19 protein-coding genes are annotated in these 20,952 nt (G+C 66.2%); 9 read left to right on the top strand and 10 right to left on the bottom strand.

The features are described from left to right. Positions 1-514: 514 nt before the first annotated feature. The 8 genes from NH287_RS08810 to NH287_RS08780 all read right to left on the bottom strand — a co-directional run bounded on the left by NH287_RS08810 (position 515) and on the right by NH287_RS08780 (position 8,816). Positions 515-1,438: a hypothetical protein gene (locus tag NH287_RS08810; RefSeq protein ID WP_253035310.1), complete on the bottom strand. Its 924-nt coding sequence runs from the start codon at positions 1,436-1,438 to the stop codon at positions 515-517. A gap of 794 nt (positions 1,439-2,232) precedes the next feature. Beyond that, the gene (locus NH287_RS08805) at positions 2,233-3,336 is read right to left on the bottom strand and encodes a glycosyltransferase (RefSeq protein ID WP_253035309.1); all 1,104 of its coding nucleotides are present in this window, start codon (positions 3,334-3,336) and stop codon (positions 2,233-2,235) included. Then, positions 3,336-4,253 (bottom strand): DUF6625 family protein, encoded by a 918-nt coding sequence (locus NH287_RS08800; RefSeq protein ID WP_253035308.1) that lies wholly within the window; start codon positions 4,251-4,253, stop codon positions 3,336-3,338. The genes NH287_RS08805 and NH287_RS08800 overlap by 1 nt, the downstream gene beginning before the upstream one ends. Before the next feature lie 19 nt (positions 4,254-4,272). Next, the gene (locus tag NH287_RS15450) at positions 4,273-4,563 is read right to left on the bottom strand and encodes a serine O-acetyltransferase (protein WP_374209370.1); all 291 of its coding nucleotides are present in this window, start codon (positions 4,561-4,563) and stop codon (positions 4,273-4,275) included. A gap of 247 nt (positions 4,564-4,810) precedes the next feature. Beyond that, complete coding sequence (locus NH287_RS08795; protein WP_290440476.1) at positions 4,811-5,977, bottom strand: lipopolysaccharide biosynthesis protein; 1,167 nt, start codon at positions 5,975-5,977, stop codon at positions 4,811-4,813. A 67-nt stretch (positions 5,978-6,044) separates the two neighbouring features. Further along, on the bottom strand, positions 6,045-6,641 hold the full coding sequence (locus tag NH287_RS08790) for a glycosyltransferase (protein WP_253035312.1): 597 nt from the start codon (positions 6,639-6,641) through the stop codon (positions 6,045-6,047). A 493-nt stretch (positions 6,642-7,134) separates the two neighbouring features. Continuing rightward, positions 7,135-8,250: a glycosyltransferase gene (locus NH287_RS08785; protein ID WP_374209369.1), complete on the bottom strand. Its 1,116-nt coding sequence runs from the start codon at positions 8,248-8,250 to the stop codon at positions 7,135-7,137. Then, on the bottom strand, positions 8,247-8,816 hold the full coding sequence (locus NH287_RS08780; RefSeq protein ID WP_253035306.1) for an acetyltransferase: 570 nt from the start codon (positions 8,814-8,816) through the stop codon (positions 8,247-8,249). Before NH287_RS08780 ends, NH287_RS08785 begins: the two co-directional genes overlap by 4 nt. A 46-nt stretch (positions 8,817-8,862) precedes the next feature. Between NH287_RS08780 and NH287_RS08775 the strand changes: the two genes are divergently transcribed. From NH287_RS08775 to NH287_RS08760, 4 genes are read left to right on the top strand one after another with little or no spacing between them, the layout of a single operon-like run. Beyond that, positions 8,863-10,140, top strand: coding sequence for a glycosyltransferase family 4 protein (locus NH287_RS08775; protein ID WP_308210402.1), 1,278 nt, complete (start codon positions 8,863-8,865; stop codon positions 10,138-10,140). 29 nt (positions 10,141-10,169) lie between these two features. After that, on the top strand, positions 10,170-11,198 hold the full coding sequence (gene gmd, locus NH287_RS08770) for a GDP-mannose 4,6-dehydratase (protein WP_253035304.1): 1,029 nt from the start codon (positions 10,170-10,172) through the stop codon (positions 11,196-11,198). Then, entirely contained in the window at positions 11,156-12,178 is a 1,023-nt protein-coding gene (locus tag NH287_RS08765; RefSeq protein ID WP_253035303.1) for a GDP-L-fucose synthase, read from the top strand. Before gmd ends, NH287_RS08765 begins: the two co-directional genes overlap by 43 nt. 21 nt (positions 12,179-12,199) lie before the next feature. Further along, positions 12,200-12,466, top strand: coding sequence for a Dabb family protein (locus NH287_RS08760; protein ID WP_253035302.1), 267 nt, complete (start codon positions 12,200-12,202; stop codon positions 12,464-12,466). Here NH287_RS08760 and NH287_RS08755 read toward each other — a convergent pair. Next, positions 12,454-12,939, bottom strand: a complete 486-nt coding sequence (locus NH287_RS08755) for a DUF4916 domain-containing protein (RefSeq protein WP_253035301.1) — start codon at positions 12,937-12,939, stop codon at positions 12,454-12,456. The two genes, NH287_RS08760 and NH287_RS08755, sit on opposite strands and share 13 nt — an antisense overlap. Positions 12,940-13,055: 116 nt before the next feature. Here NH287_RS08755 and NH287_RS08750 point away from each other — a divergent pair, with 116 nt between their 5' ends. The 3 genes from NH287_RS08750 to NH287_RS08740 are packed head-to-tail and all read left to right on the top strand — an operon-like array spanning position 13,056 to position 17,209. Beyond that, positions 13,056-14,570, top strand: coding sequence for a polysaccharide biosynthesis tyrosine autokinase (locus NH287_RS08750; RefSeq protein WP_253035300.1), 1,515 nt, complete (start codon positions 13,056-13,058; stop codon positions 14,568-14,570). Positions 14,571-14,573: 3 nt separating this feature from the next. Beyond that, entirely contained in the window at positions 14,574-15,461 is an 888-nt protein-coding gene (locus NH287_RS08745) for a hypothetical protein (protein ID WP_253035299.1), read from the top strand. A 50-nt stretch (positions 15,462-15,511) separates the two neighbouring features. After that, positions 15,512-17,209 carry a hypothetical protein gene (locus NH287_RS08740; protein ID WP_253035298.1) on the top strand — a complete coding sequence of 566 codons (1,698 nt, stop codon included), beginning with the start codon at positions 15,512-15,514 and terminating at the stop codon, positions 17,207-17,209. A 4-nt stretch (positions 17,210-17,213) separates the two neighbouring features. Here NH287_RS08740 and NH287_RS08735 read toward each other — a convergent pair whose 3' ends face one another. After that, positions 17,214-17,579: a response regulator gene (locus NH287_RS08735; protein WP_253035297.1), complete on the bottom strand. Its 366-nt coding sequence runs from the start codon at positions 17,577-17,579 to the stop codon at positions 17,214-17,216. A gap of 99 nt (positions 17,580-17,678) precedes the next feature. Here NH287_RS08735 and NH287_RS15370 point away from each other — a divergent pair, with 99 nt between their 5' ends. Together NH287_RS15370 and NH287_RS08725 are read left to right on the top strand one after the other, a co-directional pair. After that, the gene (locus NH287_RS15370) at positions 17,679-19,340 is read left to right on the top strand and encodes a HAMP domain-containing sensor histidine kinase (RefSeq protein ID WP_253035296.1); all 1,662 of its coding nucleotides are present in this window, start codon (positions 17,679-17,681) and stop codon (positions 19,338-19,340) included. A gap of 105 nt (positions 19,341-19,445) precedes the next feature. After that, positions 19,446-20,939 (top strand): sugar transferase, encoded by a 1,494-nt coding sequence (locus NH287_RS08725; protein WP_253035295.1) that lies wholly within the window; start codon positions 19,446-19,448, stop codon positions 20,937-20,939. Positions 20,940-20,952 lie beyond the last annotated feature (13 nt).

Below are 20,952 nucleotides of genomic sequence, written 5' to 3'. Positions count from 1 at the left end.
TAGAGGGAGTGGTCATCGGTGTGACGCCTTTCGAGTGGGATGTGAGAGTTTCCTCGAAGGAAGATCCCGGTGGCCACGCTGACGTTTACTGGCCGGGATCGTTACACCACTCTACGGGGCACTACTCCGCGTTCAGCACCGAGGACTTGGCATGGTCTTGAGTGCCAATACCTATATAGGCAACCGGGTCACTCTGTTCCACGCGATCGGCACGGGGACGAAGGGCGGCGAGGTACCCGCTCGGTTCGCCGTAGTTATCGAGGACGATTGCACTGTATATCCAGGCGCGCGGATCGTCGGAGGATCGACCCCGACCGTTCTCGCTCGCGGTAGCACGCTCCTCTCCAATGCCGTGCTGACAAGGTCCACCGGTCCTGGAGAGATTTGGGGCGGTGTTCCAGCCCGTCGCATCTCTTGAATCGCTGCCTCGGCGGCCAGGGCTTCGGACAGATTCGTGCAGAGCGCTTTCCCGACCGACATCGGCGATCACAACCCAAGATCGGCGGAAAGCAGGTCATGCCCAGCGGGCTGTCTCCCTCGACGACTCACCAACAATGCGTTCATCTCGAATCGGGATGTCGAATCTGGGTCGCGACCACGCGAACGCGGCAATTAGCAGGGCGTACACCGCCGTCGAGTCCTGGGGAGGTTGGGCGAGCAGGATTGTCAGATAGAGCACCATGACCATGGCCACGGGGCGGTGGTGATTACCAGCTGCGATGAGTGGCACAAGGAATGCAAGAGAGACCAGCAGGAAATACGGCCACCCGTTAGGTGCAGACGCGGCGATCAACCCGATGCCGTCATTCGCCACGCCGGTCGACTCACCCAGCGAAAAGTCCGTCAAAGCGACAATTCCCCGATTCAGCACCGAGCTGCGCTCTTCAAGAGAGAGCACGTTGACGTCAGACTTCGCCAGAAGGCCTACGACGGGGGCATATAGCGCAATCCACACTGCACCGGCCACCGTCGCCGCACCGGCGAGCGCGCGAGCTGACCGCCTGCCTAGGCTCTCCACAGATCGCGCCCTGAAGAAGATCTCATAGGCAATAACGACGATGAAAATGCCAAACCCAGCGGTAGACAGCGTGCACAGCAAACCGGCGCTGAGCAGCAGATAACCCCACCATCGAGGGCGCCCCACCCAACGCCACGCGACCGCTGCGAAAGCGATGTACATTCCCATCCACCCCGGCTCCCGGCCTAGTCCGCTGAACCGTGGCGTGAGCGTACCGTTTACCCAGACACTGCCGATCGATGGTGTGGCCGGGAACAAGATATGCGCGAACCACTGCCCAGTGAAGAACTCGAAGACGATGAGCGTGTTGCCCGCAGCCCACAGCGCCGCGGATATAACCGCCGACGCGCAAAGCGCCAGGGTCACACCGACAAACAGTCGGCCGAACTGCAGTGCTCGCTCGCTGCTCGAAAGAACCACGGCCGCACAAAAGATAACCCCGAGAGTCGTTAACGACCCCTGCGGATCGGCCGGCAGCCCGATGTCGCCTCTACGGAACAACCACCACGACTGACTCAACGCCATAAATATCAGGACCGGCGTTGCTTTCCAGGACCACCGAACGGTGCGGTCTGTCAGTATGCATTGGAGAGCTGCTGCAGCGGCGAGCGCAAGACCTACCACCGCGAAGCGTTCCCCGAGGATGCTTGGTCGGCTGAATGCGAGAGCCGCCATAAGAAGCAGGGGCGGCAGCCAGGACCGTCCCCTTGGGCGATCAGGCCGAGCCATGCGCGGGTCGCTCAAAAGGGCTCGAGGGCGCTACGTTGCGGCTTGACACAAACTCGGGTTGAGCCCTCAACCGGCGGCACACCGCAGTCATGAAGAGGGGCAGTTGCGGCCGAGCACGAAGGAGATAGCTCTGACCCGCTCGGTACAAGAAAAGCGGTGCCGATCCATGAGTGGTCAACAGGTCCCAGTGTGACCGTGGCGGCGCGTACAGTTTCTTATCCTCCGATCCAGCATCACCGCTCCACGATACTTCGCGCGGGGTGTCGACTGTATTACGACCTCCGGGATCAATCCGCCTCGGGAGGAGATGGACGCGCGGATCCATCAGCAGTGAGCTAGCCACCTGGATGCCATCCTTGGCCGCCCCCCGGCGCCGAAGCCCACAGGGCGCTCGCGCCGAACTGGTCATTGGCACCTGGGCGCGGTAATCGTCGCGAAGGACTATTTCCGCGGCTACCCCGGTGGTCATGGACGTTCCAGCCCTGTCAGCCCAGGAGCTCGTCGATGAAGCGCTGGGAGCCCAGACTGACTGGCTTCAAACGGTGGCGAGCACGCGCCTCCTCGATGGCGTCTCCCAACAGCACCGGATCTAGCGGCGTCCACTGCGCCCCCTCTCTCACCTTCGCAACATCGCGCTTCAGACTTTTCGCTCCAGCGGCAATAACATAAGTTCCCGCACTAACGGCCTTGCCAAAGATGCCACTCGGGCCCTCATTCGAATGTGCAAGCACGACCAGGTCGACTGCTCGGATCACATTGTCCATCTCAATGTCTGGAAGCACCCCCGCGATCCTGATGATAGGGCCACCGGCTGCACGCATCGACGCAATTGATGTCTCTATCTCGGGCTCGCCTTCGACTGCCTTTCCGGCGACGACCAGCCCTACCTCCTCGGGCGCAAACCGGCTCAGGGCTTCACAAACGAGCGCGAGATTCTTTCGGCGGTCGAGTGCCCCTACCACACCTACCCAAGTGCCGTTAAAGCCCCTCGCCCGCTTCGCCCACTCACCGCGCAATAGGTCAGCCTGCGCCTCACTTCCTGAGAGGACGACTGGGTCGCTCAAAATGCGCCGTCGAGGCCGCTCCGCGAAACTTCCGAGCAGATAGATCGACGCGCCGGACTGCAACCTCGCCCGCGTGCGCCTCAACGCCTTCAGTGCCGTCTGAGAGTGCCTGACAACTGCGCTCGACGACTGCCCCTTCGACCTCATCACCAGGAGCCTTGCTTGAATCCCTGAACGCCTCCACGCCCCGCCGAGACCGCGCAGCCATGCATCACCCTCAGGGAACACGACCGGGTGAATTGTACCCGCCACTTGCTCCATTATCGTGCGCTCGGTGATGGAGGGAAGCTCGCAGATCTGACAATCTTGCGCAATCCGAGACAGATGCGTATTGAACTCCTCCGAATCACACGCACCAACGGACGTCAAGATAAGAGGCACCCGCCCCCGCTCGAGGATGCCCTCAGCAAGCAGGCGTGCGTACATCAACCGGTGGCCACCGAAGCCTTGCGCGACTATCACCTGGGTGTTGTGGCCATCCGCGGCTCTCGCATCGCGCCTTTCGTCACGCTTCCATCTCTCCATTACTGCCTCCTAAAGCGCTTCTGGAGGCCGCGCACCCTCCTGCGCGCGTACCTCCCAAACCAGCGAAACCTCTCCTGCAGCGAACGCTCCTCATGGCGGATCGCCGACACTGCCTCCTCGATAGAACGCACGGCATACAGCTTCGAAGGCGCAAAGGCCAACATCGTCGCGCTGTCCCACCCCTCAGGCAGATCCGCGTACGCGCGCTTCTGCAAATGGATGTAACGCCCTTCACGTACTCGTCGGGAGCCACCGTCAACCGCCAACATGCGACCATCGCGGTAGACGTAGTACTTTTCGACCGGCCCAGCGGAGTTCGCTTTGACACGAAACCTGTCCGGTCCGATGTCAAAGAGTTGATCATTCTCGTAAACGTGAATCCCAAGGCGCTCGTAGCGCTCGTACATCCCCCCAATTTCATCGAACGCGTGGTTCGTTTCGTCTTGGAACACTGTTCGGTAGTCGGGCAGCCCGCTGCACGCCACCCGGTAGCGCGAGTTTGCCTCCGGAGTATTTCTCACGAAACTGAGATGCCCGCGACGGAAAATCTTCTCCGGCCCGACTGAAAGCGCGCCGGAGATCTGGCTGGCGAGATCGCCGAAGACCACGTCGGCGTCACAGTAACCCCAGTAGTCATAGCTCTCGATCTCTTTCTCGAAGAGCTCCCCGTACGCGGGCTTGAAGTCACACAGCTTATAAGGGTGGGGTAGTTGTACATCGAAACCGAGACGTTTGGAGAAACGATCCTGCAGCTCCACGAGGGAGGTTCTGCAAAAGGACACGTTTGCAGCCTGGTGTGATGGGATCTCCTGGTCGGAGAAGATCATCCAGTCAATGCCGACGTTCCGCTCCATAGACCTAAGAGTGAGCGGCCACGTTGATGGAAACGGACCGAAGTAGGGAAGAAGGACGATCATCCGATTAGTCATCACGAAATCACACGCCCCTATATCCGACTATTCGCGCCGGCGAACCGACCACTGTTGCGCCCTCCGGAACGTCTCTGATCACGACCGAATTTGCGCCGACTTGTGCCCCATTGCCGACCGACACACCGCCGAGAATCTTGGCACCAGCGCCGATCACACATCCAGAGCCAATTGTGGGGTAGCGATGATCATCAGAACCGACTGCATACCGCTCGCCGATAGTCACCTGTTGCAGCAGTGTGCAATTTTGACCGATCACCGCTCCGCCACCGATGACTACTCCGTTTGGATGATGCATGAGCAGACCCGGGCCTACCTTGCAACCGGGTAGGAAATCCGCTCCGGTTACCATCAGACAAACAGTACGCAGAAGGGACGCAAGCCGATCGCGTCGGCGAACCACAAGCCACTGCTGCGTCCGGAGGAAAACGATAGCGAGCATGCCCGGTGCGGACATACAAACTCCCGCGGCGCGCAGCGCAGAGAATTTCACACCCGGTCGGAATCTTGAGTAGTCCTTTTCCAGATTTGGCCAGCGAGAAGATTTATCCATCATCGGCCTCCAGCGACCTCTTCCAGGGAATCACGATCGCGCCCAATGCGAGGAGGTGCATGAGCACCAACCCGCCGGCCGCGCCGACAACACCGAACAAACTTGCGAGCAAGAGTATCGCTGCGATGCCGATAATCGACGCCGCCCACATCAGCACCGGCACTAACTTGGGGATTTCAGTCGCGTAATACCAAGCCATATATGCCTGCCCAATGGCCGAAAACGCGGCTGCGAGGAAGACGGCAACGGCGATTGGTGCGGCACCTTGATACTGAGGTCCGTATAGGACGACAACAATCCACGGCCCCATGACTGACGCAGCTGCAACTGCAACCGCAAATAGGAGGACAACGATCCTTACGCGCCGAAAGGCTCGGAGTCGGCTCGGCTGGCCCGCCTGTCCGGCAACCTCAGGTACAAACACCTGAACCATCGTCGACACAACAAGGTTGATCGGATTGAAGAGCCGGGACGCGGACCCATAAAGCCCAGCTGCAACCGACCCCGCACCTGCGCTCACCATGGCCACATCCAATTGCGCCGCACTCGAGGCACCACCACTCAAGATGATCCGAAGATTCTCAGCAATCAACTCACGAAGTCGTCGGGGCCTCGCGAGGTTCCGGCACGCGAGCACACCAAACACGAGAGCACCTGCTGCCCCGCCGACCGTGATGGCAATCACGGCGCCCTCCTCGCCCGGGATACACCAGAGCAGACCCAGGACCAGCAGTCGTCGACCACAGAGGAGAAGCATCGCGTACCCACTCCGCTTCGCGCCTTGAAGTATTGCGGTCGCGAGGTCTCCTGTGGCGTCTCCAGCTGCGTAGATTGACGCTGCGACGATCAGGCCCGCATCCAAGTGAAGCGACGCAGCAACGAAGACCGACCCTACTGACACCGCGACAAGGAGAAGCACCCGGACGATAGTGAAAGTGGTGAGGTTCCGACGAGAGGGGACGGTGGACAGCCCCGTGAGCAGGCGCGCTCCCATCCCCAGTTCAGAGAACGTCATCAGCACGAGAACAACGGAGCTCGTCGCGACGAATACACCGAAGTCACTGACACCGAGCGCCCGCGCGATAAGTGCGACGACAAAAATCTGCAATCCGGCCGCAGCGGCACGGCCACCGATCGATACGGATAGACGCCCAATCAATCGCTCGTCCAAACTCTTCGTCGCGAAGACGCAGACTGCCGCCCATTCAAGATGAATGTGTCACCGATCATGCGGTAAGCATCGTGCGTACACCTGATGCGAAGTTGCTGATCATGTCCGTCATCGTCGGATATGACCAGTCCTGTTGGGCCAGAACAGGCGCGGCGACAGTCGATTCGATCAGCTGAGCGAAGGCGTCTGGGTCATTGGCGGACTTGAACAGAGATTGCCCGTCCACCAGATACTCGATCTCCGGAGCATGGAAGGCCCATTCGGTCGTCAGTATGGGTCGCCCGGCCGCGAGAGCATCAACAGCCAATAGACCTACCCTTCCCGGGTTGAGCACCGCTCTCGCCGATCGCAGAAGCGCAGCTTTCTGCAACCCCCCGACGTGCCCCAGCATTGTGACCCGTCCGCGTTTCTGGAGAGGGCCAAGAAGGCAAGCGTCGGGTCCTAGACCGCCTACGGCGACGTGCACCGGAACGTTCCTAGCTTCGAGGTTCTCGAGTGCTTTCGCTAAGAAATCGATCCTCTTGCTCGCGTCGAGCCCGCCTATGAACGCCACAATCGGCACCCCGGGTTGGGCGACCAGAGAACGTAGTCGAGCGGCCTCGGTCTCGATGTCAGCTTCTGAGAAGTTCCCATCTAGAGGCGCGGAGTTCATCACAGACGTGACGCGATGGGGATCTGCACCGGCCGTGATCGCGAACTGGGCTCCGCGCGGTGTATACGCGAAAATATGATGAGCCCTTCGAATCTGCCACCTCTCAATGGCCGCGTCCAGGGGATGGGGATCGGCCGTAAATGAAGCGATATGACCCCAAAGCCCCACCTTTCGTGCGCCACGCCAAGCGAGCGCCGAGATGGCATCTACGGAGCTGCCCATGTGCGGCAAAATCACCGCGGACGCATCCCGCCAGAAGGATCGAGTAGATGCGAAGGTTACGGACCGACCCATAGCCCGGAGCTCACGGGTCTTCGCCAATGTGGCCCACTCGGGTACCACTCCGTCACCCCGCATCCGCTGCCCGCCGCTGGGCTGACCGGCAACGACCCGGATGGCAATGTCAGATGCTGCAAGCTCGTCAATCAATCCTTCGAAGAAGGCCACACGATATCGCGGGATGTACGGTTGAACAATCCATACTTGCGGCATTTCAGGCGGATTCCTCACCCTGGTAGATGGACACCAATGCGTTGGCGACGTCAACCACATCCAATTCACTCTGGAGGAAGCGCGCCGCCCCCCGCCGGAGTTCTTCCGCCTCCTCGGGATTGCCCACGATGGACAACAGGCCTTGAGCAAGTTGCTCGGGGCTGCCATCTGTAAGGATGGCCGCCCCGTATCTATCGCAAGCCGACGCAATTCCGAGCGATCTTGTAGTGACGACGGGCGTGCCGGCACGGAACGCCTCCAACACCGACATTGGAAAAACCTCGCCGAACGACGGCAAAACGTAAGCGCGGGCGCGTTCCATATATTCGTCCGTTCGATCAGGAGCGATCGCACCGATCCACGACACTCGATCCTGTAAGCCGGCGGCGACGATCTCTTCGGACACCGCGCGACCCTCACCCTCATCTGGTCCCGCGATAACGAAACTCGTGTCGGGGAGCTCGTCTTTCAACAGCCGAGCCATCTCAACGAAGGCTCTCGGACGCTTGCGGCTTTGCAGTCGGGCTAAGAAGAGGACCATATCCTCGCGTCCCGCGAGAGGGGGCACGGGAGCAACCCTGACCCCGTTGCGGACCCTCGCTATCTTCGCAGTCGGCTCGACAGCAATCAGGTCTGAGTCCTCTTGTTCAGTCAGAGACAGAACCGCCGCCGAATTCCGTAGAACTCTGCGAGTGGAGAGCGCATCAAGGAGCTTTGCCAGACGACGCTGAGAGGCGTCCACCATCCCATGTGTTTGGAGCACGTATCGGACACCGCGACCTCGGACAAGGTCGGCCGCCGGCAACGTTATGAGGTCGCGCGCGAGATGAATGTGGACGACGTCGAAATGCGCCAGCTGCCGCCGGAGTGCGCTCAGCAACAGAGGAGCCGCAACGTATGCGAAGCTTCGGCGTCCGAGCAATAGTCGCGCCGGGTACGTCTGAATCTCATATCCGCTCGCAGTGCGAAAACCGGCCTCTTCGAGCGGCGCACCGGCGAAAACAGTGACGTCATGACCAAGTGCGGCGAGCGCCTCGGCTTGCGTTAGGGCAACCCGGGCTGGTCCGCCGTAGGCCCCATCGGCAGAGACGTAAGCCACAACATGCGCAATCTTCATCTAGCCTTTCCCGTCGGAAAGCGAGTACCCACGACCTCGCACTCGATGCCCTGGACCACTGCGTTTCGCGGCACCTGCCCCGACAGAACGGTATGAGGTCGAGCGAGAGCAGACCTCCCGATCTGCGTGCCGCCCAGAACGACGCATCGGGAAGTGATCCAAACACCCTCTTCGATGATGATGGGGCGAGTGATGAGTGCCATGTCCAGGCGGTGTCTATGACTCCCTGTGGTGAGGAATGTCTCCTGCGAGATAACGACGTCGTGGCCCACGGTGATCGATCCTTGATTGTGAAACCAAACTCCTTCCCCGACCCACGAACGATCTCCTATCTGCAACTTCCAAGGAAACTTCACGCGGGTGCGGGGCCTGAAAACCACACCGTGCCCGATCTGTGCGCCAAATAGGCGGAGAATACGAACCCGCAATACCGAGCTGATCTGCCACGGATTCGTCACGAACAGCAGCTCACACACTGCCCAGAGGTAGACGACCCAGGCGGGGCGATCCCAGGCCGCACGCTCGCCGGGGGCCTTCGAGAGATCGATCACCGGGATGTCAGACATCGTCCACCTTCTGAAACCAGACCGAAACCGTCGCGCGGCTAGGGTCATGAACATGTCGCGTCCCGCCCCCGCAGTCACTGTACTGGGAGTCAACTACCCTCCCGAACCGACCGGGATCTCCCCCTACACCGGTGCGATGACGCGCGGCCTGACGAGGCGGGGATACCGGACTCACGTGGTCACGACGCACCCTCATTATCCGGAGTGGCGTGTATCGCCAGGTTACGGGCAGTGGTCGCGGAGCGAACATCTCGACGGCGCCGACGTCCTGCGCCTGCGTCATTACGTGCCCCGTAAGCCCAGCGGCATCCGCCGTCTGCTCTCCGAACTCAGCTTCGGAGCCCGACTCCTCGCGGCACCGCTCCGGCAGCCCGACGCCGTCATCGCCGTCTCCCCCGCCCTCTTCTCGTCAGCCCTGGCGGCCCTTCGCCTCAAGTTGTTCCACCGCCAGACCCCCCTCATCGTCTGGGTGCAGGACCTCTACTGGCTCGGCCTGCGCGAGACCGGCCAAGCCGGCGGCCTGAGCAGTCGCATCATCCAGCTGACCGAGAAGTGGTTGCTGTCGAAGGCAGATCGCGTCGTCGTCATCCACGACCGGTTCGCCGACCGCGTGAGCGACGACTTCGACATCCCCCGCGAACGCATCCACGTCGTGCGCAACTGGACGCACCTCGCCCCCACCCCGCCCATCGACCGCGCCGCCGCACGAGCCGCCCGCGGCTGGGGTGACGAGGTCGTCGTGCTGCACGCCGGCAACATGGGCATCAAACAAGGCCTCGACAACGTCGTCGACGCCGCCCGACTCGCGGCCGAACGCGGCGAGAACGTGCGCTTCGTGCTCATGGGCGGCGGCGGCGAACGCGATCGTCTGCGCGCCCTCGGCGACGGCATCCCCACCCTGCAGTTCATCGACCCGCTGCCCGACGCCGAGTTCTCCGCAGCCCTGACCGCCGCCGACATCCTGCTCGTCAACGAGTACCCCGGCGTCAGCGAGATGGCCGTGCCGAGCAAACTCACCTCCTATTTCTCGAGCGGACGCCCCGTCGTCGCCGCCACCGACGCCAAAGGCATCACCGCCGACGAGGTGCGCTCCGCCGGTGCCGGCGTCGTCGTCCCCGCCGCCAGCCCCAAAGCCCTGCTCGACGCGAGCCTTGACCTGGGCCGCGACCACGCCCGCGCCGACCAGCTCGGCGCCAACGGCAAGCGTTACCGCGAGACGGTGCTCGACGAAACATTCGCGATCGATTCGTTCGCTACTCTTCTCGAAACGCTCATCGACGGAGACCGTGCGCGGCCTCCGCGTACCCTCGCGTCGGCGAGTTGACGACCTCACCTAGCCCAGGGGGAAACACTGTGACCAAGCGCGCTCTCATCACCGGTATCACCGGCCAGGATGGTTCGTACCTCGCCGAACTGCTGCTGTCGAAGGGGTACGAGGTGCACGGGTTGATCCGTCGCGCGTCGACCTTCAACACGCACCGCATCGACCACCTTTACGTCGACCCGCACGACCCGTCCGCGAAGCTGTTCCTGCACTACGGCGACCTCAGCGACGGCGCCCGAATGGTCACGCTGATGAGTGAGATCAACCCCGACGAGGTGTACAACCTCGCCGCGCAGTCGCACGTGCGCGTCTCCTTCGACGAGCCCGAGCACACTGCTGACACCACCGGCACCGGCACGATCCGCCTGCTCGAGGCGGTGCGGCTGTCGGGCATCAAGACGCGGTTCTATCAGGCATCCACCTCGGAGCTCTTCGGCGCGACCCCGCCCCCGCAGGGTGAGGACACCCCGTTCTACCCGCGCTCCCCGTACGGCGTCGCGAAGCTGTACTCGTACTGGATCGTGAAGAACTACCGCGAGGCGTACGACATGTTCGCCGTCAACGGGATCCTGTTCAACCACGAGTCCCCGCGACGTGGCGAGACGTTCGTGACCCGCAAGATCACCCGCGCGGTCGCCCGAATCAAGGCGGGTGTGCAGAAGGACCTGTACCTCGGCAACCTCGACTCGATCCGCGACTGGGGGTACGCCGCCGAGTACGTGGAGGGGATGTGGCGGATGCTGCAGGCCGATGAGCCGGAGGACTTCGTGCTCGGCACCGGCGTCGGGTACACGATCAAGGACTTCCTCGAGACCTCCTTCGGCCACGTCGGGCTCGACTGGCAGGAGTTCGTGAAGTTCGACGAGCGGTACCTGCGCCCCACCGAGGTCGACGCGCTCATCGGCGACCCGTCGAAAGCGGCCGACAAGCTCGGCTGGGTTCCGACCATCGACGGGAAGGAACTGGCCAAGCTGATGGTTGACGCCGACGTGGAAGCACTCGAAAAGGGTCCGGAATGGATCGACACCGTGAAGCTCGCCTCGTGGGGAACCAAGTGACCACCGCCACCGACGGCGTCACCTACACCCCCGGCGAGCTCGACCGGGACGCGACGTTCTACGTCGCCGGCCACCGCGGCCTGGTCGGGTCGGCGATCGTCCGCAAGCTCGAAGCAGAAGGCTTCACGAAGGTCGTCGGCAAGAGCAGCGCCGAACTCGACCTGAAAAACCGTGACGACGTGTTCGCCTACATGGCCGAGATCAAACCCCGCTACATCGTGCTCGCCGCCGCGAAGGTCGGCGGGATCCTCGCCAACAGCACCTACCCGGTCGACTTCCTCTCCGACAACATGCGGATCCAGACCAACGTGCTCGACGCGGCACTCGCGAACGACGTCGAACGGGTCGCGTTCCTCGGCTCATCCTGCATCTACCCGAAGTTCGCCGAACAACCCATCCGCGAGGACTCTCTCCTCACCGGGCACCTCGAACCCACGAACGACGCGTACGCGATCGCGAAGATCGCCGGCATCCTCCACACCCAAGCCGTCCGCCGCCAGTACGGGCTGCCCTGGATCAGCGCCATGCCCACCAACCTGTACGGGCCCAACGACAACTTCTCCCCCAAGGGCTCGCACGTCCTCCCGGCCCTCATCCGCCGGTACGACGACGCCGCCAAGACCGGCGCCCCCACCGTCACGAACTGGGGCACCGGCACGCCCCGCCGCGAGTTCCTGCACTCCGACGACATGGCCGACGCGGTCCTGCACCTCATGGAGCACTACGACGGCCCCGACCAGGTCAACGTCGGCACGGGCAGCGACGTCACCATCCGCGAGATCGCCGAGACCATCGCCGACGTCACGGGCTTCACGGGCGAGACCGAGTGGGACACCACCAAGCCCGACGGCACCCCCCAGAAGCTCCTCGACGTCTCGAAGCTCGCCGACGCCGGCTGGACCGCGAAGATCAGCCTGCAAGAGGGCCTCGAGCGCACCGTCGCCTGGTACCGCGACCACGTCGACACGATCCGCGAGTAAGCAGTGACCTACCGTCACGTCGTGCTCTTCCGCATCCACGACCACGTGGAAGAGCACGACGTCGATGAGGCCGTCGACGCACTCCGATCGTTGGCCGACCTTCCGTGCGTCGAGAGTTGGCACATCGCCCGGTCGCTCGACGAGCGGAAGGGCCGCATCCTGATCGAAGAAGCGACGTTCGCCGATGAGGACGCGTTCGCGGCGTTCCGCACAGACCCGCGTCATCGTGACGTCGCCGCTCGGATGTCCGAGATCTCGGACTGGTGGATCGGCGACTACCGCGCCTGAAGCACGCGCGCGAGCAGATCCGCAGACCCGGGCCACATCGGCGACGGCAGCGCGTCGACCGGAAAGTATCCGAAGTCGAGCGCCTCGTTCTGGGGCGACGCTGCGCCGGTCAACCGCGTCAGGTACGTGAGCCCGACCGAGTGCTTGCGCGGGTCGTCGCCGTGCGCCGTGCCGTCGGTCGGCGCGATGTCCGCGGGGAACCACTGGTAGACGTAGTCCGGCTGATCACACGGGAGTTCGACAGACACGCCGAGCGTGTCGCGGGCGTGCCGATCGACCGCGGCACGCAGCGACTCACCACGATGCACACGACCGCCGAGGTGACACCACACGTCGCCGAACGGCGAGTGCCGCAGGATCAACCCCACCCGTTCACCGCCCTCGGGCGCGACCTCGAAGGGAAAGAAGTCGACACACAGGATCGGCACGGATTTCTCGATGAGCGCGTAGACATCGTCCGGCAGATACGTCACTCGACGATCTTGGCGCAGCCGTGCGGACTCCACCGCGTCACGTGCCCGACACACCCCTGTGGCAGACTGAGCCGAATTGATCGGACGCCCGACCGGGCGTAGGCACGAGAGGCACCATGGAGCTCAGCGACTACATCCGCGTCCTCCGCAAGAACTGGCTCATCATCGTCGTGCTGACGCTCGTCGGTCTCGGGGCGGCGGCGGCGTACTCGCTGACGCGCACGCCCATCTACGAATCGTCGAGCAGCGTCGCGGTGTCGACGCAGACCGGTGGCACGGCCTCCGACATCCAGCAGGGCGCCAACTTCGCGCAGACCCGCATCAACACGTACGTCGGACTGGTGAAGACCCCGATCGTGCTCAACCCGGTCATCGCCGAGCTCGACCTCGGCGTCACGGCCGAGTCCCTCGCCGAGAAGGTCAGCGCCTCGTCGGCGCTCAACACCACGATCATCACGATCACGGTCTCCGACCCCGACCCCGTCGCTGCGGCCGACCTCGCGAACCAGATCGCCGCGAGCCTTTCGACCGTCGTCCCCGAGATCGAGCCGCAGATCGAAGAGGGCGGCAGTCCGATCCGCCTCACTCGCGTGAGCGACGCCCAGCCCGCACTCGCCCCTGCCAGCCCGAACGTCCCGCTCAACCTCGCCCTCGGCGCCCTCGTCGGCCTCGCGCTCGGCATCGGCATCGCCGTGCTGCGCACTGTCCTCGACAACAAGGTGCGCACGCCGCGCGACGCCGAGCAGATCACCTCCTCCCCCTCGCTCGGCGCGATCGCGTTCGACGCGAAGGCCAAGGAGCGTCCGCTCATCGTCCACGCCGACCCGCTCAGCCCCCGCGCCGAGTCGTTCCGCGCCCTGCGCACCAACCTGCAGTTTCTCGACATGGGCGGCCGGTCGAGCTTCGTCATCACGAGCTCCGTTCCCAGCGAGGGCAAGTCCACGACGACGATCAACCTCGCGATCGCGCTGGCGGATGCCGGCAAGAAGGTCGCCCTCCTCGACACCGACCTGCGCAAGCCCAAGGTCGCCGAATACCTCGGCCTCGAGGGCGGCGTCGGCCTCACCGACGTGCTCATCGGTCGCGCCCGCGTCGGCGACGTCATGCTCCCGTGGGGTGGCCGCAGCCTGTTCGTCCTGCCCGCCGGCAAGATCCCGCCGAACCCGAGCGAACTGCTCGGTTCGAAGCAGATGGGCACCCTCCTCGACGTGCTCGAGCGCGACTTCGACGTCGTCCTCTGCGACGCTCCCCCGCTGCTGCCCGTGACGGATGCCGCCATCCTCGCCCGCAGCACCAGCGGCGCGATCCTCGTCGCCTCGGCCGGCAAGGTCACCCGCCACCAGCTCGAGGGCGCCGTCGAGGCGCTCCACACGGTCGGCGCGAAGGTCGCCGGGTTCGTCATGTCCATGGTGCCCACCCGCGGTCCGGACTCGTACTACAACGGGTACGGCTACGGGTACGGCTACGGGTACGGCGGGTACGGCTACACGCAGGAACAGCCCAAGGCCGCCCGCGGACGCAAGCGCAAGGCTCCCGTCGCCGTCGTCCCCGACACCGCTCCCGCCATCGGCGAGATCGGTTTCGACACGCGACGCGAAGCGCGTGACGCCGGCGACACCGCCGTCCGCTGACCCATGGCTCGCCGGTCGCGGGTGCGCCGAGGCCTGCCCTCCGTCGTCGTCGCCGTCCTCGTCGTCGCCCTGACGGTGGCGGTCGGCGGCCTGGTCGTGCTCGCTCTGCAGCGCACGCAGGGAATGGATCCTGAGCGCGTCGCCCGGCCCGCGGCATCCGTGCCCGCGGCATCCCTTCCCGTCGACAGCCCGTCTCCGACGGCGAGCGCCCCGCCGGCGGTGACGGCACCCGCCGCGGCCGAGCGCTACCTCGCCGCCGGAACCGACGTGCTCTGGCGCGCGACCGCCGGCGCCTGCGGGGGCGACGCGCCCGTGATCGAGCGATCGGATGACGACGGCGCGACCTGGACCGACGAGACCCCGCTCTACCGCGACATCGCCCAGGTGCGCGCCCTGCGGTCCGTCGCCGACACCCAGGCGACCGCCGTCGCCGACGTCGGCGAGGACTGCGAGACCCAGGCCCTGCGCACCTTCACCGACGGCGCGTTCTGGTCACCCTACGACGACGTGCTCGCGCGCTCCGACTACCTCGTCGGCACCGACGTCGTCATCGACGGCGACACCCTCGCCGCCCCCTGCGCCGAGCCGTGGGGTCTGCGCTCCTCCGCCGGCACGGTCGCCTTCATCTGCGTCGGCACCGCCTACGCCACCGCCGACGGCGAGACGACCGCGATCAGCACCGATGTCGTCGCCCTCGACACCCTCGACGGCGAGATCATCGCCGCGACCCGCACCCCGGAGTGCGACGGCCTGCTGCTCACGTCGCTGACCTCCGACACCGACCCGCTCGCCTGTGTGACAGCGGATGCCGCGACCCCGGCAGCCCTCGCGATCACCCCCGACGCGGTCCTGCTCTGGACCGGCGACGACCTGACCACCGTCCCGCGCTGAGAACACCGGACTGCCGCTACGCTGCCCATGTGCAGGGCGTGAGGACAGAGGTGCCGTCGAGGTGGCGCCGCCTCACCGACCTCGCCGTCGCCGTCCTGTCGGGACCGTTCGCGAGCGGCGAGTACTTCACCCGCTGGTCGCTGCTCATGTCGTTCGTCATCGGCACGTTCCTCAGCGTGCCGAGCGTCGGGATCCCCTCCTTCGACGGCTACCTGCGCGGCGTCGCGGTCGCCGCGATCGGCTGGGTGCCGCTCGCCCTCCTCGGCCTCGTCGCCGCTTACGCCGAACGCCGGCTCGCGAAGTCCGCCGCCGAGCGGGTCGCCGTCGTCATCGCAACCCTGGTCGGCCTCTCGGCGATCCGCCCCTTCCTCAACGACGCCATCAGCGTGGGCCTCTTCGGCCTGACCACCGGCGGCAACTGGACGGCGCGGATCACCACGAACATCGTGACCACCGGCATCCTCTTCACGGTCTGCGCCGTCGCCGTGACCTACCACCGACAGTTGCGGGCCACGACCCGACGACTGCGCCAGGCGAGCGCCCTCATGCGCGGGGGCACGGCCGAGGCCGCCCACCTGCGGACGAAGGTTTCGGGCATCCTCGCGCAGATGGCAGACGACCTCGCGCGGCACCGCGACCGCCTCCTCGCCGGCACGGTCGACTACGACGCGGTGCGCGACTACTCCACCCGCGTGCGGTCGGCCAGCCACCGTCTCGACGAACTCACGCAGTGGCCGACCGACGACCAGCCCGATTTCACCCCGACCGACGTCCCCCGCGGTGTGCCGCTCCTCGCGCGACTGAGCGCGACGCCGCCCCTCACCGTCGGACTGACCTATGTCGCCGCGACCCTCCCCTTCGGCCTCGCCCACGGCGGGCCGTCGGTGGCCGCCGCGGCCCTGGCGGCGAGCGCCGCCCTCGACCTCGCCGCGGGCGCCGTCACCCGTCGCGCGCGCCGCCTGCCCGCGACACCCCGCGGTCTCGTGTTCCTCGCCGTGTGGGCCCTCGCGGGCGTGGGCATCATGTGGCTGACCTACACACTCCTGCCCGACGTCGGCGCGCTCGGGCTCGTCCCGCTGCTCGGCCTGCCGCTCGCCGCGAGCGCCATCGCCATCTCCGTCGACTCCTACCGACGGGCCCGCGCCGAGGAGGCACGCGCCACCGCCGTCCTCCGCACCGCGGCCCGCACCCTCGCCACCGCCGTCGACACCGCGCGGGCACCGCTGCGTCGAGGGAGCGACCTGCTGCACGGCCGCCTGCAGAGCCGGTGCGTCATCCTCGCCGCGCACGTCGACGAGAACCCCGCCGACGAGGCGACGCTCGCCGCCTTCCGCGCGCAGACCGACGAGATCCTCCACGACCTGCGCACGGGAGCCACCGCCGTCGACGAGGAGACCATCGAGGACCTCGTCGAGGCCTGGTCGGTCGTGATGGACGTCCGCGTCGGCATCGCCGACGACGCGCGCGCCGCCCTCGACCGTCCCGGCGTCGGCGAAGAGGCCAACCGCATGGTCAATGAGGCCCTCGTGAACGCCGTCAAGCACTCCGGCGCGCGCGAAGCCGCCGTCGAGCTCACCCGCGCGGGCGACCGGCTGCGCGTGCAGGTCTCGAGCCCCGGCATCCTCTCCCCCCGCGCACTCACCCTCGCCGTCCCGGCGGGGCTCGGCACCCGTGAGGCGGGCACGGCACTGCGGCAGGTCGGCGACCAGGTCGTCCTCGAGCGCGAGCTCGTGGTGCCCGCCGAATGACGACTCAGCCGGCGAGCAGGTTCTCGACCCGCTCCCGCAGCTGACGCGGGGTGAACGGTTTGACGACGTAGTCGTCGACCCCGGCGGCCTTCGCGCGCGAGACGTCCTGCGGCGACGACCGGGCGGTGAGCATGAGGATGCGGGTGTCGGCGAACCCCGGATCCGCCCGCAGTTCGGAGCACACCTCGATGCCCGTCTTGATCGGCATCATCCAGTCCAGGATGACGACATCGGGATGCCGCGCATGCGCCGCATCGAGCCCGGCGCCGCCGTCGTGGGCGACCGAGACCTCGTGACCGACGCGCGCGAGCACCTGCTGCAGCAACGACGCGACATCGACGTCGTCCTCCACCACCAGCACGTGTGCCACGCGCTCACCTCGCGTCATCGAGCCGACCCGAACGTCGGCGATGCAGCAGACAATACACCGCCGTATCCACCGGAACACCGCCGACTGTACGGTGTACGCGTGACGAGAAGCGGGGGCGGGCAAGGCGCGCCGCCGCGCGGCCGCGCCGCAGGTCTCGCCCCGGACCTCGCCCCGGGCCGCCGCATCCTGTGGTGGGCCCTCACGTCAGCCGGCATCCTGCTGCTCGCCCTGGTCGGCGTCCGACTGCAGGCGAACGGCCTGCCGATCGCCATCTGGTGGCCGGCCGCCGGTCTGTCGCTCGCCTTCGCGCTGCGTGTCGCGCCCGAACGGCGCTGGATCGTGTTGGCGCTGATCTTCGCCCTCACCGCCACCGCCAACGCGATCGCCGGCCGCTCCTGGGAGCTGTGGCTGCTGTACGCCTTCTTCAACACCCTCGAGGTGCTGCTCGTCACCGCGCTCCTCACCCGGCGCGGCACCGGATTCCGGCTCGACACCCTGTCGCGGGCGACGGGGTTCGTCGCGGCCGTGCTCGGGGGCGCGGCCGTCGCGAGCGTCGGGATCGCCGCGACCAACGTCCTGCTCCTCCGGGATGACTTCTTCCCCACCTCGATCGTCATCTTCGCCTCGCACAGCTCGGCCATGATCCTGATCGGGAGCCTCGCGATCCTCCCCGCCGGCCGCGAGGAGCGCGCTCGTCCTCTCGAACTCGTGGTGCACGCCGCGGCCGTCGGAGCCAGCGTCATTCTCACCTTCGGCCCACCCGGCCTCGCACACCTGTCGTTCCTCACCTTCGCGGCGATCGCGGTCGCGTGCCTGCGCTTCCCGGTTCGCGTCGCCACCTGGTCGGCGCTGCTCACCTCGATCGCGGTCCTCCTTCTCACCCTCACCGCCGGGGGCAGGAGCGGGCTCGGCACCGTCGAGTCGCGGGATGCCGCCGTGACCCTCGTCGTGTTCATGAGCGCGATCGGCGTCTTCACCGTGCTCGTCTCGACCGCCCGTTTCGAGGGGCGCACCAACGCCGCCCTCGCCGTCCGGGCCGCCGAGGACATCGCCGCCGCCGAGCGGGCGCGCGCGGCCGCGATGACGCAGCAGCTCGACCTCGAACGCCAGCGCGAGGACTTCGTCACCGCGGCGAGCCACGAACTGCGCACCCCTGTGACCAACGTGCTCGGCTATGCCGACCTGCTGACCGACTCCCCGCTGTCGGGCGACCAGCGCGGCTGGGTCGAGGCGATCCGGCGCGGGGCCGCCCGCCTGGCAGGCCTGCTCGACGGACTGACCCAGGCCGCCTCGGGCGGCGAGCCCACCCGCATCCCGGTCGACGACCTCATCCTCGAGGTGTGCGACGCCCACCGCCCCGAGGCCGTCGCCCGCGGCACCCACCTCGTGACGACGCCGAGCGGCCTGCACGTCTGGGCGGCCGAGCCCGACGCGCGGCGGGCGCTCTGGAGTCTCGTCTCGAACGCGGTCACCTTCGCCGAGGCCGGCACCGTCCGGGTCGAGGCCCGCCGTGACGGCGACGACATCGCGATCGTCGTCGCCGACGACGGACCGGGCATGTCGCCCGAGACCCTCGCGAGCGCCTTCGAACGGTTCTTCCGCGGCCGCGAAGCCGAGGGGCGCACCGCCAGCGGCCTGGGCCTCGGGCTCGCCAACGCGCGCGATCTCGCCCGCCGCAACAACGGCGACGTCACGCTGGTCTCGACGCCGGGGCGGGGTGTGCGGGCGACGCTGCGCCTTCCCGCCGCGCCCGCGGTGTAGACCGATGACATCCTCGACACACCCCTGTTACAGGTCGCTGGTACGGTGCCCTATGAGAGAAGGTGAGAGCCCTCTCATCCTGGGGGGAATGTGGCGAGCACGGCGATGACCGAGACGAGGGACGAACAGAGCGGGCGCGTGCCGGCGACGGCCCCCTTCTCCGCACCGTGGCGTCGCGTCTACGCCCGGCGCCTGTGGGTCAGCGACCTCCTCGCTCTGATCTGGGTGGTCTACGGCACCCAGATCGCCTGGTTCGGCCTCGGCGCCGCAGAGATCGCCATCCGCGACGGCAGGGTGGCGGGCGAGATCTCGTACTGGACCTTCTCGACCGGGCTCATCCTGGTGTGGATGCTGACCCTCAGCCTCGCCGACACCCGCGATCACCGGGTGATCGGCGCCGGCTCGGCCGAGTACGCGCGGATCGCCAGGTCGAGCGTCACCCTCTTCGGAGTCATCGCGATCGTCGCGTTCCTGACGCAGATCGAGGTCGCGCGCGGCTTCCTGCTCATCAGCCTGCCCCTCGGCATCCTCGTCCTTCTCTTCGAACGGTGGCTCTGGCGGCAGTGGCTCATCGCCCAGCGCCGCACGGGCGACTTCTCGGCGCGCGTCCTGCTGGTCGGGTCGCGGCGGTCGGTCGTCGACATCGCGAACGAGCTCGTCCGCACCCCGAGCGCGGGGTACCACGTCGTCGGCGCCTGCATCCCGGGTGCGGCGGTCGCCGACACTGTCGAGGGCACCGACATCCCGATCATCGGGTCGATCTCGGCCCTCAGCAGCGCGATGGAAGTCACGAACGCCGACACCGTCGTCGTGACCAGCACCGACGAACTGCCCGCCGACAAGGTGAAGCAGATCTCGTGGAGCCTCGAGGCGGGCAGGCAGCACCTCGTGATCGCCCCCGGCATCGCCGACATCGCCGGCCCCCGCATCAGCAGCCGCCCCGTCGCCGGCCTGCCCCTGCTGCACGTCGAGACGCCGCGCTTCAGCGGCGGTCAGCGTGTCGCCAAGCGCATCCTCGACGTGAGCGCGGCGTCGCTCGGCGTGGCGCTCATCAGCCCGGTCCTGTTGTTCCTCGCCGCATCGATCCGGCTGTCCAGCCCCGGCCCGATCCTCTTCCGCCAGACGCGCGTCGGTCACGGCGGCCGCGAGTTCACGATGCTGAAGTTCCGCTCGATGGTGGTCGACGCCGAGCAGCGTCTCGACGCTCTCCTCGAGCAGGAACGGGATGCCGGCAACACCGTCCTCTTCAAGATGAAGAACGACCCCCGGGTCACCCCCATCGGTCGCATCATGCGGCGGCTCAGCCTCGACGAGCTGCCCCAGCTGTTCAACGTCATCGGCGGATCGATGTCGCTCGTCGGCCCCCGCCCGCCGCTGCCGCGCGAGGTGGAGCTCTACGCCGATCACGTCCACCGGCGGTTCCTCGTCAAGCCCGGCATCACCGGACTGTGGCAGGTCAGCGGCCGTTCCTCGCTGTCCTGGGAGGAGTCGGTGCGGCTCGACCTGTCGTACGTCGAGAACTGGACGCTCGTCGGCGACGTCGTCATCCTCTTCAAGACCGCACGAGCCGCGCTCGCCCCCGGCGACACCGCCTTCTGACGCTGCGCGCTCT

It is taken from the genome of Microbacterium sp. CnD16-F, assembly GCF_024124465.1.
Taxonomy (GTDB): domain Bacteria; phylum Actinomycetota; class Actinomycetes; order Actinomycetales; family Microbacteriaceae; genus Microbacterium; species Microbacterium gawkjiense.
This window is presented reverse-complemented; position numbering and strand designations above follow the sequence as displayed.

Coding starts and splice junctions, on each gene's coding strand:
- NH287_RS08765 (WP_253035303.1), top strand. CDS start 11,156: ATGGATCGACACCGTGAAGCTCGCCTCGTGGGGAACCAAGTGACCACC.
- NH287_RS08780 (WP_253035306.1), bottom strand. CDS start 8,816: ATGTCTGACATCCCGGTGATCGATCTCTCGAAGGCCCCCGGCGAGCGT.
- NH287_RS08725 (WP_253035295.1), top strand. CDS start 19,446: ATGACCGAGACGAGGGACGAACAGAGCGGGCGCGTGCCGGCGACGGCC.
- NH287_RS08785 (WP_374209369.1), bottom strand. CDS start 8,250: ATGAAGATTGCGCATGTTGTGGCTTACGTCTCTGCCGATGGGGCCTAC.
- NH287_RS08775 (WP_308210402.1), top strand. CDS start 8,863: ATGAACATGTCGCGTCCCGCCCCCGCAGTCACTGTACTGGGAGTCAAC.
- NH287_RS15450 (WP_374209370.1), bottom strand. CDS start 4,563: ATGCATCATCCAAACGGAGTAGTCATCGGTGGCGGAGCGGTGATCGGT.
- NH287_RS08745 (WP_253035299.1), top strand. CDS start 14,574: ATGGCTCGCCGGTCGCGGGTGCGCCGAGGCCTGCCCTCCGTCGTCGTC.
- NH287_RS08805 (WP_253035309.1), bottom strand. CDS start 3,336: ATGGAGAGATGGAAGCGTGACGAAAGGCGCGATGCGAGAGCCGCGGAT.
- NH287_RS08800 (WP_253035308.1), bottom strand. CDS start 4,253: ATGATCGTCCTTCTTCCCTACTTCGGTCCGTTTCCATCAACGTGGCCG.
- NH287_RS08750 (WP_253035300.1), top strand. CDS start 13,056: ATGGAGCTCAGCGACTACATCCGCGTCCTCCGCAAGAACTGGCTCATC.
- NH287_RS08790 (WP_253035312.1), bottom strand. CDS start 6,641: ATGAACTCCGCGCCTCTAGATGGGAACTTCTCAGAAGCTGACATCGAG.